This is a genomic window from Deltaproteobacteria bacterium, assembly GCA_016219225.1.
In the GTDB taxonomy this organism is placed as follows: domain Bacteria; phylum Desulfobacterota; class RBG-13-43-22; order RBG-13-43-22; family RBG-13-43-22; genus RBG-13-43-22.
Window position 1 is genome coordinate 1 of the sequence record JACRBX010000079.1, and the last position, 14,025, is coordinate 14,025.

Sequence of the window (14,025 nt, forward strand, 5' to 3'; positions counted from 1 at the left end):
GGTCTTCCGGAGGACTAATTGAATGCCCACAAAGACCAGGCCGCCCACCAGGATGGCCACACCCCGGAACTTGTTCACCATAACGTCAAACAAGTCCCAGGAGTTCTGAAAGGCCGCCGGCACCCCGATGGCCTCATCGTTAGGCCCCCAAAAGATCTTGATGATCTCGGTCATGACTAAGGCCGCACCCATGGTGATGAGGATCTGCTTGAGATGATTCCCATAGGTCTTACGGATGATAAATTTTTCCAGAATCAGGCCTAATATGGCCCCCACCAACAGGGAGAGGAACAGGACCAGCACCAGACTTCCGATGCTTTGACCCAGGGTGGCCATCTCCACCCAGCCTATCTTATTCAGATACCCCAAAAGGGAAAACCCGGCATAGGCCCCCCAGGCAAAAAAGGCCCCGTGGGTCAGGTTGAGCACATCCATCAGGCCGAAGATGACCGTCAGACCCGAGGCGGTCAGGAAGAGGAGGACCCCCATGGTCACCCCGGCGATGGTCAAAGTCAAATAAGTGGTCAGATCGGTCCATAAAAGGGGAACCAACCAGACGCCTATGGCCAGAATCCAGCCGCCTGTTTTCCGATAATCCAAACTTCCAAGATTCGCCGAACCTGCCGGCCTTGCCTCAACCATCATTTCATCCCCCCGTCAGGCTATGCCCAAGTATTTTTGTTTTAATTCAAGATCATGGGCCAAATCTTCCATGAGACCCTGGTGGACCACACGGCCGTCATCCAGGATAAAGTAATCCTGTCCCACCTTGCTGGCTAAGTAGAAATTTTGTTCCACTAAGACAATAGTGGTGGTTTCCCTGATTTGATTGAGCGACTCCCCGAGATGTTCCACCACCACGGGGGCCAAGCCCTTTGAGGGTTCGTCGATCAAAACGATCTGGTGATCGAGAACCAGGGCCAGGGCGATGGCCAGCATCTGTTTCTGGCCTCCGGACAGGACCCCGGCCTTGGATTGGCGGAACTTTTTAAGGTCCGGAAACAGTTTAAAGATCTCTTCCAGTCTTTTCCAACTTTCTGCGCTTTCCTTGAACATGGCCAGACGAAAATTTTCTTCCACGGTCAGGGTGTAAAGCACGGCAAAGTCCTCGGGGACATACCCTATACCCAGACGGGCGATTTCGAAAGGCCGCCGATTCTGAATGGAACGGCCGGAAAATTTTATCGTGCCCGCTGTGGCCGGGTAGAGGCCCATGATGGTCCGCAGGGTGGTGGATTTCCCGGCGCCGTTTCTTCCCAGGAGCACGGTGGCCCTGCCCGGTTTGACCTCAAAGGAGACCCCCTGAAGGATATGGTGCTGCAGAATGTGGGTATGGACATCGCTAAGAGACAGGATCGGTTCAGTCATGCTTCACTCCTCCGCTTAAATAGGCTTCCTGTACCTCCTGGTTCTGGGCAATGGTCTGGGGCGAACCGTCGCAGAGGAGGCTGCCGTCTTTGAGCACGGCGATCGTGTCGGAGACGGCCATGATCATATCAAATTTATGCTCCACCAGCAGGATCGTCCGGTTTCGGCCGGCCTTGATCTGTTGGATGATATCCAGGATGGCCGGCACCTCCTCCAAACTCATACCGGCCGTAGGTTCATCTAAGAGCAGTACTTCCGAATCCAGGGCCAGGAGGATGGCGATTTCCAACTTGCGCTTTTCACCATGGGTCAGGCTGACGGCGTCATCGGCCCAGCGTTCGCTCAGCAGGACCTGTTTGAGCAATTGGTAGGCCTGATCTTCCAGATCGCTAAAGGCACGGTAGTAGCGCCAGAAAACCAGCCCCACATCGGCCTTGGACTGCAGGGCCACCCGGACATTTTCCAGGACACTCAGGGTAGGAAAGATATTGGTTAACTGAAACGACCGCCCCAACCCTAACTTGGTCCGCTCGGCCGGGCCGAGACCGGTGATATCCTGGCCTTTAAAAAAAACCTTTCCGGCCGTAGGTCGATACTGGCCACTGATTAAATTGAACAGGGTGGTCTTTCCGGCCCCATTGGGGCCGATAAGGGACTTGAGACAATAAGGCTCCACCTTGAGGTTGACCTTATTGACGGCGATATTGCCGCCGAAGCTGATAGTCAGATCCCTGGTTTCGATAAGCGGCGAAGGGTTCATTCCCGTCTCCTGATGAATCTATTGGGGTTTGCATGACTTTTACAGATGATGAATTCGTAAAAAATCGCCGAAACCCGCAGTGCGTCATTCCCGTGGAAGCTTATCCCCGAATGTCTTAATCGGGGACGGGAATCCAGTGTTTTTAATTGTTACGTCTGTTTTGGATTCCCGCCTGCGCGGGAATGACGGGTTTACGTAGCCATCACAAATAACCAATTACAACAAAGTGCCATTTCAAAGCTCTAATGGGGCGGCGCCCCGAATCCCCGGAGCGCCGCTTCCCAAAAATTTACTTCTTAATGCGGATCGGGACGTTCATGTCCTTCCAGGTAAATTCTTTAACCAGCTCGGGGATGGCCCATTTGACATTGGGATCCACTTTGATCTTGAAGGCATACATGGATTGAAGGGCCTGATGATCCTCAACCCTGAAGACCATTTCCCCTTTAGGCGTCTGAAAATGCATCCCTTCCATGGCCGTGATCAATTTTTCGGTATCGGTGGTTCCGGCCTTGGTCAGGCCTGCCACAACAGCTATGGCCGCTGAAAAACCGCCGCAGGTAAAGAAATCCGGCGGGGCATGAAACCGTTTCTGATGTTCTTTGACCAGCCAGTCGTTTATCGGGTTTTTAGGGATATCGTAGTAATAGTAAATGGCTCCCTTCATCCCCACCAGGGGCTTGTAAAGGGCCATGGCATCCAGGATGTTGCCGCCAGTGGTGACCTTGATACCATATTTATCCAATCCCATTCCGACGATGGAGAAGGGATTCCCCTTTCCGGCCCAGATGATGAAGATATATTTTTCGCCCTTCAGGTATTTCATGGCCTGAATGATTCGCTGAACCGGCGCGGTGAAATCGGTGGTGGCGACCGGGGCATATTCTTCATGGACGATCTTGGCCCCTTTGGCCTCGGCCGCTTCTTTGTACGCCTTGACACCGTCCCGGCCAAAGGCATAATCCTGGGCCAGGGTGGCGATGAAGACACCGGGTTGGGCTATGGCCACGGCGTTAGAGATGGCATCCTGAGAGGAATTACGGCCCGTGCGGAAGATATAGCGGTTCCAGGCCTCTCCGGTGATGGAATCGGCCACGGCCGGTTCAACGATCAGGATCTTTTTGAACTCCTTGGCCACAGGAAGCATGGCCATGGCCACGGCCGAAAAGACTCCGCCTACGGCTATGTCTGCCTTGTCATCCTTGAAGGCCTCGGTAAGCATCTGTTTGCCCACATCGGGTTTGAATTGGGTGTCTTTGATGATGACCTTGATCGGTCGGTCCAGGACCTTCATGCTGCCCTTGGTGGCGTACTCCAAGCCCAGTTGGAACCCATTAACAGACTGTTTGGCGTAAGCCTCCAACGGCCCGGTCAAATCCACGACCTGAACGATTTTGATCGGCTCTGCAGCTATTGCGCCGCCCAGCCCTGCACCTAACGCCAAAGAAACCGCCACCAAAACTGTCAACATTTTTCTAACACTCATGGTTCTCCTCCTTTGAATTAAATTTTGATTTTTACAAAATACCTCTGAGCATTCATCTCTAAGAGCCGCTCTTACGGGTTACAAATTAACACTGCAACGACACTTTTTTCGTCATTCCCGAATGTCTTTATCGGGAATCCAGATTTTTCAAAAAAATGAGAAAATCAAAGTCCCTGGATTCCGGCTTTAACCATGCCGGAATGACGGATAAGGGTGCCCATCAGTAAAAAAAAATCGCTGTAGTAATAATAAGGTCCTAACATGGTTTTATCCGGCATCCAGCATCCGGTATCCAGTTTACCCGAATTTTTCCTTGAGCACGGTCTTTAAAACCTTGCCAGCGGCATTGCGCGGCAACTGGCTGATAAACACCACCTCCTTGGGAATTTTGTATTTGGCCAGCCGGCTCTTAAGGTGATGGAGGATTTCTTCGGCCAAGAGTTTTTCTCCTGCTTTAAGGACCACCACCGCCTTGCCGACTTCCCCCCATTTTTGATCCTTCAGGCCGATAACGGCTGCTTCGGAAACCTGCGGAAGCTCATAAATAGCGTTCTCCACTTCGGCCGGATAGACATTTTCCCCGCCGGAAATGAACATATCCTTCTTGCGTTCGACGATATAGAGGTCGCCCTCTTCATCCATACGGGCCAGATCGCCGGTGTGAAACCAGCCTCCGGAAAAGGCCTCCCTGGTGGCCTCGGGCCTGTTCCAATACCCTTGCATCAGATTAGGACCCCGAATAACCAGCTCTCCCACTGCACCCACGGGCAGGTCTTTCAAATCATCATCCACCACCCGGACTTCGACGTGAAACAAGGCCCGGCCGATGGAACCGGCCTTTTTAAGGGAAACCTCTTTTCTCAAGGTGGAAATACTCGGGGCGGCCTCACTCATGCCAAAGCCCTGCTGGAGTACGATGCCGGCCTGGTGGTACTGATGGACCAGGCTGAGCGGTAAGGGCGCACCACCGCTCATGACCAGACGCACATTTTTAAAAACACCGGGATCGAAGTCCGGATGCTGGATCAAAAAGAGGAAGACGGCCGGTACTCCGAAAAACAGGGTGATCTTTTCTTCTTTGAGCAATCTCAGGGTCTCGGCCGGGTCAAAGGTGCGCAGAAGAACAACAGTCCCGCCGGCATAAAGAACCGGCAGGGTAAACAGACCGATACCGCCGATATGAAACATGGGCAGGACCAGCAGATCGCGGTCATCGGGGGTGAAGTTTATGTCCAGCGACAGGTTGACGGCATTCCAGAAACCGGCCCCCTGGGTCAAGACCGCCCCTTTGGGCCGGCCCGTAGTCCCGGCCGTATACATAATGATGTGGGGGGTATCCAAACCGATTAGCTTATCCGCCTCCGGTTCATCCTCCGATTGCCCGGCCAGGATCTGCTCGTAAGCTGCGGCCTCTAAGGCCTCTTCCTTCCCGAAGACCAGCATCCGGTTAATGGGAGATTGATCTTTAAGGATTTTAACGGTCTCGGTGAATCCCGGATCGAAGATCAAGGCACGGGTTTCACTGTCCGTGAGGTTGAAGGCCAGTTCCGAGGGGGAAAGCCTCCAATTCAAGGGGACCAACAGGAGGCCCAATTTGGCGGCGGCAAAAATTACCTCCACGTATTCCAGACCATTATAGGCCAAAAGGGCCAGACGGTCGCCGTATTTAAGGCCCATGGCCTGAAGACCGCCGGAAAGCCGATTGACCCGCCGATTGAGCTCCCCATAGCTGAGACGGCGGCCGCCTTCCACCAGGGCTTCCTTATCCCCCATCTGAAGCGCCCTTTTATTCAACCAGAAGCCGATACCCTGTGCTTCCATCAAACCCCCTAAAAAATCTTCTTCATCAGCCCGGCCATATTGTGGGCAAAGTTGGTTACAGTCAGGAGACCTTCGGCATCCTTTTCAGCGTCCCTGGCCCCGCCGGCACCGGCCATTCCGACGTTCCAATAGGTGGAACCGGGAACTATAAGTCCATTCAAGAAGAACCAGAGCAGGAGCTGGGAGAAGGCCATATTGTGACCGGCCCTTCGGGCCACGGTGATGGGGCCGCCCACTTTTCCGGTAAAAAATTGATCACTCCAGTAGGATACGAAGGTAGCCCGGGCCAGAAGGGCCATCATCTGGGGCACCACCGAACTGAGGTAGACCGGGGAACCAAGGATAATACCATCCGCCTGACGCATCTTAGACAGGATCTCATTGAAATCGTCCCCTTTGATACTGCAGACCCCCTTCTTTTTCCGGGCGCAGTCATAACAGCCCGTACAAGGACTGATTTTTTTCCCCCGGAGAGAAATCAATTCGGTGCTGATACCCTCCCCCTCAAGGACCTTTAAAGCCGTTTTTACATACTGAAGGGTATTACTTCTCGACCGCAGGCTTCCGGCAATTCCAAGGACTTTCACAATAATCACCCCTTCTCTTTACAGATCCCATCCGGCAACTGGGACGTGGTTTGCAGCAGGCCGGTTTTAAGCTGATGGCACATGAGCTTAACGAAAAAATCGTTCATAAAGCATTTTTTGAATTCTTCGGTTTCGATTCGGAGCCCTTCGGCAAGGGACGTGTTTTGAGATGCCCGCACGGCCCTTTTGGCCTGGATCAGGGCATACTGGGGATTTTTAAGGATCGGTTCTAAAAAGGCTGCGGCTTCAGAAAGGAGTTTATCGTCAGGGGTTACCCGGTGAACCAGCCCCAGAGTTAAGGCCTCTTCAGCCTTGTACAACCGGCCGCTCAGGATCATCTCCATGGCCCGGCCCGGACCCACCAGCCGGGGCAGACGTTGGGTGCCCCCTCCGCCGGGAATGAGGCCCACCTTCACCTCGGGCAGTCCAATACGAGCCGTCTCATCGGCAATACGAAAATCGCAGGCCAGGGCGAACTCTAAGCCGCCTCCGAAACAAAGGCCGTTGATGGCAGCCACTAAAATAAGGGGGCTTTCCTCCATCCGGTTGAAGAGTTTCTGAATCCGGGCTGAAAAGGCTGAAGCCCCTTCCGGGTCCAGTTGCATCATTTCCACACCATCGGCCCCGCCGATAAAATAGGTGTCTCCGCCGCCGGTAAAAACCACGGCTCGGGCCGGCGTCTTCTCCGCTTCGGTAAGTACCGCCTCCAATTCCTGCATGAGGGGCGTGTTGAGGGAGTTCCGGTCTTTTACCCGGTTAATAGTAACCCGGCAGATCTCTTTTTGAGGTTCTACCTGAAGCAAAGAAAAGGTTTTAGACATACTGAATCCTTATGCCCTTTCATGCACCACGAAGCATGAAAATGATTTCTTTCAAATTCCGCAATCCGCAATCCGAAATTCAAACTCTCTTTTCACACTAAATCACCCACCCCCCGTTGGGGCTGAAAACCTGGCCTGTAAAAAAATCGGCTTCAGGAGAGGCCAGAAAGGCCACCAGTCCGGCGATTTCATCTACCTCACCCATTCGTTTCAGAGGGGTTTTTTTAAGGACATAGTCAGCAAAGCCTTCAGGAAGACCTTGCAGCATAGGAGTTTCTATGTAGCCCGGGGCAATGATATTGACCCGGATATTATATTTGGCGACTTCCTGGGCCAGGGTCCGGCCCATCATGTTCACCCCTCCTTTGGAGGTGCTGTAATGAAGAGATCCTGGTGTCGGGGTTAAGGAAGCCACTGAACTGAACAGGATGAGACGTCCGGTCTGATGTTCTTTCATCCAGCGCACCGCTTCCCGGCAGCAAAAAAACATGCCGTCCAGATTGACGGCCATCATCCGGCGCCATTCGGCATCATCCATTTCTTCAATGGGCAGGGTCTGACCGAGAATGGCTGCGGTATTGACCATCAGATCCAAACGGCCGGTTTGTTCCCTCAAGGAAACAAAGAGATCGCTGACGGACCGGCTGCTGGACACATCCACTTTAAAAGCCCCGGCCTGGCCCTCCTTATCTATTATGGCCTTAACCGTTTCCTCGGCGGCCTTTAGATCGAAGTCGGCAACAAAAATCCGGACACCCAGGTTACCCAGGGCCTCAGCCGCAGCCCGGCCCATACCGGAGCCGCCTCCTATCACCAGGGCCGATTCTATTTTTTTTGTTTTCATTAAAAAATTTCGGGTTTACATAAAAAGCTGAAAGGTGAACCATCTGTCAGGAATCTACTAATATCCGTTCCATCCTGTCAAGAAAAAAATGGACGGGATGATTTATTTCAGGAGGGGGCAATCCCATCCATGACCAATTGAATAGCCTCGTTCAAGAGTGGTTTGGGAAATTCCGCCGGTGGAAATGATTTCCAGACCAACCACTTCAGACCGATCATGTGATTAAACCCCATAAGGGACCGGGCCAGGAAATCCACCGGGAGATCCCGAATTTCCCCTTTCTTTATCCCCTTCTTCAGGCCGGAAATGTATCCTTCCGCCAACTTTTTATAATACCACATACCCATCTCCTGGCCGACCGTTTCGCTTTCGGCAATCACCCGGTAAATCGGGCTGTGGAGCCGCAGAAAGCGGAAAAAGGTCAACATCCCCTCCCGTTCTTTATCCCGTCGATCCTCAAGGCCTTCGGTGGCTAATTTTAATGTCCGGCGCAATTCCCGACTCAGGTAGCGGACAAAGCCTTCAAGGAGATCCCGCTTGCTCTTAAAATGGATGTAAAAGGTTCCCTGGGCCACGCCGGCCAGCCGGGTAATCTCGGAAATGTTGGTCCTGTTAAAACCATGCTGGCCGAAAACCTTCTCTGCGGCCTGAAAAATGGCCCGCTTGGTCGAATGGTCCTGGGCGGAATCCTCCTGAGGGCCGAGCAGGGCCGTCAGTTTTTCCGGGAAGGCGGAAAGCGCCAGGTCCAGGGGCCTGCCCCAGGGCTTGGGACCACTGATACCCTTTCGGAGCAGGTCCAGGGTCCAATGCAGCAGTTGATCGGTTTTGTGCATTTTGCCCTCCGGTTTCCAGTCCAGCAAGTGAAAATAGACGATCCCCAAAAGGCCGTAAGCGATCAGGTTGGGATCCAGAGGACGTATAAATCCCATGCCCATTTCTTTTCGAAAGAATCTTCGGTAAAAGCGGGTGATGGAATCGTAATATCCGATGGTCACCGGATCAATCAGTTCGAATTCGCCGAGCATCCGGTGAAAATAAAAATGAGCGGAAAGGTGATTGAAAAGGAGCCGGACTACCTGGGCCAGACGTTCTTCGGGGCCTTTATTCTCCGTTGACAGGGCGTTGGCCTGCTCCCAAAACCGGGCGATGATCAGGTCGCTCAGTTCCTGAAAGATTTGTTCCTTGTTTTTGAAATACTGATAAAAGGTCCCCATGGAAACCCCGCTGCGACGAGTAATCTCAGAGACCGATGAGCTGTAATAACCCGTGTCTTTGAAGACTTCCTGGGCCGTATCCAATATGGCCGTCCGGGTGGCTATCCCTTTGGGGGTATGGGAACGTCCGGTTTTTGTTTTTTCAGTCCGTTTGGGCATAAGGTTATTTATAACTCCTGAATCATCTCTCATATAGCTTCAAAAACTCAAGAGAGTCAACAAGAAAAATTCTTTTTTTTCACTTGACACTTTGTTTTTACTTTTATATACACTGTTCATTATTACTAAACTGGGTTTAGATGCTGTGTAAATCAATACTTTTTAAGCTGATCAACCCATTGCGGGATACTTAATGATCATTCAATCGGTTTGGCACGCACTTATCATTTTTTCTCTCTTCTCACGCCAAAAAACCCAGGTCGGCATAACCGAGGTCAGCCAAACCCTTGGCGTGACCAAGGGAGCGGCCCACAACCTGGTGACGACCCTGGTTCGTGGCGGTTTTCTTTTTCAGGACCCCGAGACCAAAAAATATAAGCTGGGCTTGAAGATTTTCGAAATCGGCATGTTGCAGCCCCAGATCCAGTACCTCAACCAACAGGCCATAGGACCGATTACGGAATTATCTCACAGTCATACGGTGGTCACGCGGGTGGCCCTCTGGGACAATGACGCGGTATTGGTCACCTGGACCAACTATCCGCCGAACCGGCCGGAGATGTCTAATTCGGTCGGTCCCCGGTTACGGGCCCATTCCACGGCCCTGGGAAAATGCATCCTGGCCCATCTGCCAAGCGCCGATCTGGAAAAATTCCTTAGCAATAACAAGCTGACGGGCTTCACAAACGGTACTATCACAGACGAGGCTTCCTTTCGTCAGGAAATCGAGGGCATAGCAAAAAAAGGCTACGCCCTGGACCGGGAAGAGTCTTTGCTGGGGCTGGTCTGTATGGGGGCACCGGTTTTTGACAACAACAGCGAGGTGTTGGGGGCTGTCAGCCTTTCCGGTTCTCCTGAAAAAATCCAGGATGAGACGCGTCTGCCCATCCTGGCCAGGGATCTGCTACGGACCGCGGAAAGAATATCGGTGGCCCTGGGTTATTCGCCCATGTCCGATACGGTCCGTGGCCATGGGCGGGGATAGGCAACGTTCCTGGATTGGGTTTCAAGTTTAATGTCCCAGGTTTCAAGTTTGAAAAAGGTTAAGGGGCAATAGGCTATGGGCGAAGAAAAAATCTTAAAGAGGATTGGCGAGGATTCTCATGCGCGTATTCGGAGCTAATGAATTGGTCAGCGAGGTGCAAAGGGGGGGCCTTTGCATCGGCTGTGGGGCTTGCGTCGATCTATGCCCCTATTTCCGCAACCACCGCGGCCGGACCGTCCAGTTATTTTCCTGCCAGCTTCCCCAGGGGCGTTGTTACGCCGCCTGCCCCAAGGCCGAAGTTGACCTGGACGAATTGGCGGAAAAGAATTGGAACCAGCCCTACCAGGGCGCTCCTGGCGGCAAGTACGAGCAGGTCCTGGCAGCCAAAGCGGGCGTCGGGATGCCCTCCGGGGCCTTCCAGGGAGGGGGTACAGTCTCCGCCCTGATGGTCCAGGCTTTCAATCAGGGACTCATAGAGGCAGCGGTGCTCACGGGTCAGGATGAAAACGGCCCCTTACCGGTTATGGCCGAAAGTCCGGAAGAGATCCTGGCTTGCGCCTCCTCCAAGTTCAATGCCGCCCCTACCCTGTCGATCTTAAACCGGGCCGCCGCCGCCGGCCGCCGCAACCTGGGTCTGGTAGGCACCCCCTGCCAGGTAACGGCCCTGGCCAAGATACGTTCCAACCCCCTGGGCCGGGATGATTTCGTCAACCCGGTTTCTTTAGTCATCGGGCTTTTTTGCAACTGGTCTCTGGATCAGCGGGCGCTCAGGGCCTTCCTGGCAAGGCGCCTGGACCTGGCCCGGATCAGGGGCATGGATATTCCTCCGCCGCCGGCCAATCTGCTGCGGGTGGATATGGGAGAGGAGATTTTAGAGATACCGCTGGATGAGATACGGGCTTTCATCCCTGATACCTGCGGCCTCTGTCCGGATATGACCTCCGAATGGGCAGACCTCTCGGTTGGCATGTTCGAAGGCCGGCCCGGCTGGAACACCCTTATAGTCCGCACGGAGCAAGGGCGCAGGCTGTTGGAGAAGGCTGTGGCCTCGGAACTGCTGTTGGTCGAGCCCATGCCGGCAGCCCATTTAGGACATTTACTGGAAGCAGCCGCCGGCAAAAAACGCCGGGCCTTCCAGACCATCCGGCAGCGGGGGTTGGTGAACCCCACGGACCAGTCGGTCCGGGCCATGCTGCGGCTTTCGCCGGAGGTCCTGGAGAGGATAACCGGGCCAGAGAACGGAGGAAGCCATGTCTGACATCATCCAGGGCCGGGCAGGAGAAATCCGCCTGTTCCAGGGCAACGAGGCCATTGCCCGGGGGGCACTGGAGGCCGGCGTCAACGTGGTCGCCGCCTATCCTGGCACCCCTTCTTCGGAGATACCGGAAACCCTGGCCAGGGTGGCTGCCGAACGGGGGCTCTATGTGGAATGGTCCGTAAACGAAAAAGTGGCCCTGGAGGTTGCGGCCGCCGCCAGTTATAGCGGCCTGCGCTCCTTGTCTGCCATGAAGCAGGTAGGAGTGAATGTGGCCTCCGATTTCTTGTTGCATCTGGCCCAATACGGCACCCGGGGCGCCATGATACTAATCTCCTGCGAAGACCCGGGCGCCCTGTCCAGCTCCAATGAGGGCGACTCCCGCCACTATGCGCGCCTGATGGAATTTCCCATGCTCGAACCGGGCGATTTCCAGGAAGCCCTGGAGATTACGAAATGGGCCTTTGATCTATCCGAGACCCTTAAGACCGTGGTGATGGTCCGTAGCGTCACCCGCCTGTCCCATGCCAGCGGCAATGTACGGCTGGGCGAGCTGCCGGAGCTTAAGGTACCCAAGGCCTGTTTCCATTTCCAGGGTCCCCTACTGGACCAGATGGAAGGCCCGGTGACCAATGAACCTCCTTCGATTGCTCCTTTGCGCCGCCGGACCCAGGAAAAACTCAAGCAGGCGGCGGAAATTTTCGAGACCTCCCCCTTCAACACTTACAGTGGACCGCTGCAGCCGGAACTGCTGGTCATCACCAGTTCTACTTGTAACTTGTATTGTCAGGAGGCGATTCATCTGCTCGGGGCAGGTTCCCGGGTGGGCCTTCTGAAACTGGCCACCACCTGGCCCCTGCCGTCCGGCTTACTGAAAAGGCATCTTAAGATCTGTGGCCAGGTCCTGGTGGTGGAGGACCTGCAACCCTTCCTGGAGGAGAATGTCAAAGTCCTGGCCGCCGAGGCGGCGGCCGAAATAGGGCCTAAGGCCTTCCACGGCAAGCGCAATAACTGTTTACCTACGGTGGGTGAGATCACTCCGGACCTGGTTATGGGAGCCTTGGGTCGTCTGTTAGGGGTAGATACCCGGTTGTCCTTCCAGGATTACCAAGAAGCGGTCAGCCAGGAAGTGACGCCCTTTATCCCACCGCGGATGATGACCTTCTGCCCCGGTTGTCCCCACCGGGCCTCCTATTGGTCCATACACAATGCCCTGGCCCTGGATGATCGCCAAGGCTTTGTCTGCGGCGACATCGGCTGTTACGCCCTGGGCACTATGCAGGCCGGCTTCAATACCGTTAAGACCGTGCACGCCATGGGATCAGGCTCGGGCCTGGCCTCGGGGTTCGGACGGTTGGAGGCCTTTGGTCTGGAACAGCCGGTGCTGGCAGTCTGCGGCGATTCCACCTTCTTTCATGCCGCGCTGCCGTCCCTTGTCAACGCCGTGCACAACCGGTGCAATGCCATCTTTGTGATAATGGATAACAGCGGCACGGCTATGACCGGATTCCAGCCCCACCCCGGCAGCCCCACCGATGCTACCGGCCATCCCGCACCGGCCATGGACATTGCGGCTATATGCCGAAGCATGGGTGCCCAGGTGCAGGTCGGCGATCCTTTTGATCTTTTAGAAACCCAGCGGGAACTTCTGACCATGCTGGAGAGCCCTCCAGGGGTGAAGGTCCTGGTTCTGCGTCAGGCCTGCGCCTTAAGTCCCCAGAAAAAAGGTAAAAAGAATTTCGAGGTCTTTGTAGACCCCCTTTTATGCCTGGGTGATTCCTGCGGCTGCAACCGACTTTGCACCAGGGCCTTCCGCTGTCCGGCCCTGACCTGGGACAAAACAGCCCACAAAACCCGGGTGGATGAGGTCCTCTGCGCCGGCTGCGGGGTCTGTGTCTCTATCTGCCCCCAAGGGGCCATTCAAAAGAAGGAGGCCGCCTGAATTGGAAAAAACCAATGAGACCCCTGACCCTTACAACCTGATTATCACCGGCGTGGGAGGACAGGGGAACGTTCTGGCCTCCAAGGTGTTGGCCAACATTCTGGTAAACCGGGGATTGCATGTGACGATAGGGGAGACTTTCGGGGCCTCCCAGCGCGGCGGTTCGGTAATGAGTCATCTCCGCATCTCTCAGAACCGGGCCTGGTCGCCGTTGATACCAGCGGGTCGGGGTCACCTGATCATAGGCCTGGAACCGATCGAGTCGCTCCGGGTTCTGGCCCCTTACGGAAATCCCGGGATCATGGTAATCGCCAACGCCAGACCGGTGCAGCCCATCGGGGTCATCTGCGGTGATCAGGAGTACCCCGCCATGGACCGGATTGAAACCTGGCTGAAAAAATTCAGCCGCCGCTATTGGCTCTTACCCGCCACAGAGGAGGCGATGAAACTGGGATCACCCATTCTGGCCAATATCATATTGATCGGGGCTTTGGCCGGCACCGGGGAGGTGTCCATGGAGCGGCGGGAGTTCGCCGAGACGATCGCCGCCATTATGCCGGAAAACAAACTGGACATTAACCTGAAGGCCTTTGATCTGGGGCGGGAAATGGTGACTTGAAAATCCTCTGTTACGAGTTACGAGTTGATAGAGAAAAGAGTGAGTTTGCTTAACCCTTCAGCGATATTTTTTCCGTATCTCGTCATTCCGGCGAAAGCCGGAATCCAGTATTTTTACATGGTTACCTATGACCTGGATTCCCGCCTGCGCGGGAATGACGAGTT

General features: G+C 54.5%; 13 protein-coding genes. 4 read left to right on the plus strand and 9 right to left on the minus strand.

Annotated elements, in window-relative coordinates; all coding sequences use genetic code 11:
• From HY879_06780 to HY879_06820, 9 genes are all read right to left on the minus strand, one after another.
• Nucleotides 1-645, minus strand: a 645-nt coding sequence (locus tag HY879_06780; protein ID MBI5603042.1) for a branched-chain amino acid ABC transporter permease, incomplete at its 3' end; no start/stop codon positions are given.
• Between the two features lie 12 nt (nt 646-657).
• Entirely contained in the window at nt 658-1,368 is a 711-nt protein-coding gene (locus HY879_06785; GenBank protein ID MBI5603043.1) for an ABC transporter ATP-binding protein, read from the minus strand.
• On the minus strand, nt 1,361-2,128 hold the full coding sequence (locus tag HY879_06790) for an ABC transporter ATP-binding protein (protein MBI5603044.1): 768 nt from the start codon (nt 2,126-2,128) through the stop codon (nt 1,361-1,363). The genes HY879_06785 and HY879_06790 overlap by 8 nt, the downstream gene beginning before the upstream one ends.
• A gap of 289 nt (nt 2,129-2,417) precedes the next feature.
• Nucleotides 2,418-3,599: a substrate-binding domain-containing protein gene (locus HY879_06795; GenBank protein MBI5603045.1), complete on the minus strand. Its 1,182-nt coding sequence runs from the start codon at nt 3,597-3,599 to the stop codon at nt 2,418-2,420.
• 312 nt (nt 3,600-3,911) lie between these two features.
• Entirely contained in the window at nt 3,912-5,435 is a 1,524-nt protein-coding gene (locus tag HY879_06800) for a long-chain fatty acid--CoA ligase (protein ID MBI5603046.1), read from the minus strand.
• An 8-nt stretch (nt 5,436-5,443) separates the two neighbouring features.
• A complete protein-coding gene (locus HY879_06805) occupies nt 5,444-6,025 on the minus strand; it encodes a flavodoxin family protein (protein ID MBI5603047.1) in 582 nt (193 codons plus the stop codon).
• 2 nt (nt 6,026-6,027) lie between these two features.
• Nucleotides 6,028-6,843 (minus strand): enoyl-CoA hydratase/isomerase family protein, encoded by an 816-nt coding sequence (locus HY879_06810; GenBank protein MBI5603048.1) that lies wholly within the window; start codon nt 6,841-6,843, stop codon nt 6,028-6,030.
• Nucleotides 6,844-6,940: 97 nt separating this feature from the next.
• On the minus strand, nt 6,941-7,687 hold the full coding sequence (locus HY879_06815) for an SDR family oxidoreductase (GenBank protein ID MBI5603049.1): 747 nt from the start codon (nt 7,685-7,687) through the stop codon (nt 6,941-6,943).
• A 107-nt stretch (nt 7,688-7,794) separates the two neighbouring features.
• A complete protein-coding gene (locus tag HY879_06820; GenBank protein MBI5603050.1) occupies nt 7,795-9,060 on the minus strand; it encodes a TetR/AcrR family transcriptional regulator in 1,266 nt (421 codons plus the stop codon).
• Between the two features lie 193 nt (nt 9,061-9,253).
• Between HY879_06820 and HY879_06825 the strand changes: the two genes are divergently transcribed.
• From HY879_06825 to HY879_06840, 4 genes are all read left to right on the plus strand, one after another.
• Nucleotides 9,254-10,045: an IclR family transcriptional regulator gene (locus tag HY879_06825; protein ID MBI5603051.1), complete on the plus strand. Its 792-nt coding sequence runs from the start codon at nt 9,254-9,256 to the stop codon at nt 10,043-10,045.
• 118 nt (nt 10,046-10,163) lie between these two features.
• The gene (locus tag HY879_06830) at nt 10,164-11,303 is read left to right on the plus strand and encodes a Coenzyme F420 hydrogenase/dehydrogenase, beta subunit C-terminal domain (protein MBI5603052.1); all 1,140 of its coding nucleotides are present in this window, start codon (nt 10,164-10,166) and stop codon (nt 11,301-11,303) included.
• Complete coding sequence (locus HY879_06835) at nt 11,296-13,242, plus strand: 4Fe-4S binding protein (protein ID MBI5603053.1); 1,947 nt, start codon at nt 11,296-11,298, stop codon at nt 13,240-13,242. The genes HY879_06830 and HY879_06835 overlap by 8 nt, the downstream gene beginning before the upstream one ends.
• Entirely contained in the window at nt 13,163-13,861 is a 699-nt protein-coding gene (locus HY879_06840) for an indolepyruvate oxidoreductase subunit beta (GenBank protein MBI5603054.1), read from the plus strand. Before HY879_06835 ends, HY879_06840 begins: the two co-directional genes overlap by 80 nt.
• Nucleotides 13,862-14,025: the final 164 nt, after the last annotated feature.

What these genes read in the sequence shown, in the direction of transcription:
- HY879_06820 (MBI5603050.1), bottom strand. Translation starts at nt 9,060, where the DNA reads ATGCCCAAACGGACTGAAAAAACAAAAACCGGACGTTCCCATACCCCC.
- HY879_06785 (MBI5603043.1), bottom strand. Translation starts at nt 1,368, where the DNA reads ATGACTGAACCGATCCTGTCTCTTAGCGATGTCCATACCCACATTCTG.
- HY879_06810 (MBI5603048.1), bottom strand. Translation starts at nt 6,843, where the DNA reads ATGTCTAAAACCTTTTCTTTGCTTCAGGTAGAACCTCAAAAAGAGATC.
- HY879_06840 (MBI5603054.1), top strand. Translation starts at nt 13,163, where the DNA reads ATGAGGTCCTCTGCGCCGGCTGCGGGGTCTGTGTCTCTATCTGCCCCC.
- HY879_06790 (MBI5603044.1), bottom strand. Translation starts at nt 2,128, where the DNA reads ATGAACCCTTCGCCGCTTATCGAAACCAGGGATCTGACTATCAGCTTC.
- HY879_06825 (MBI5603051.1), top strand. Translation starts at nt 9,254, where the DNA reads ATGATCATTCAATCGGTTTGGCACGCACTTATCATTTTTTCTCTCTTC.
- HY879_06835 (MBI5603053.1), top strand. Translation starts at nt 11,296, where the DNA reads ATGTCTGACATCATCCAGGGCCGGGCAGGAGAAATCCGCCTGTTCCAG.
- HY879_06795 (MBI5603045.1), bottom strand. Translation starts at nt 3,599, where the DNA reads ATGTTGACAGTTTTGGTGGCGGTTTCTTTGGCGTTAGGTGCAGGGCTG.
- HY879_06800 (MBI5603046.1), bottom strand. Translation starts at nt 5,435, where the DNA reads ATGGAAGCACAGGGTATCGGCTTCTGGTTGAATAAAAGGGCGCTTCAG.
- HY879_06830 (MBI5603052.1), top strand. Translation starts at nt 10,164, where the DNA reads ATGCGCGTATTCGGAGCTAATGAATTGGTCAGCGAGGTGCAAAGGGGG.
- HY879_06815 (MBI5603049.1), bottom strand. Translation starts at nt 7,687, where the DNA reads ATGAAAACAAAAAAAATAGAATCGGCCCTGGTGATAGGAGGCGGCTCC.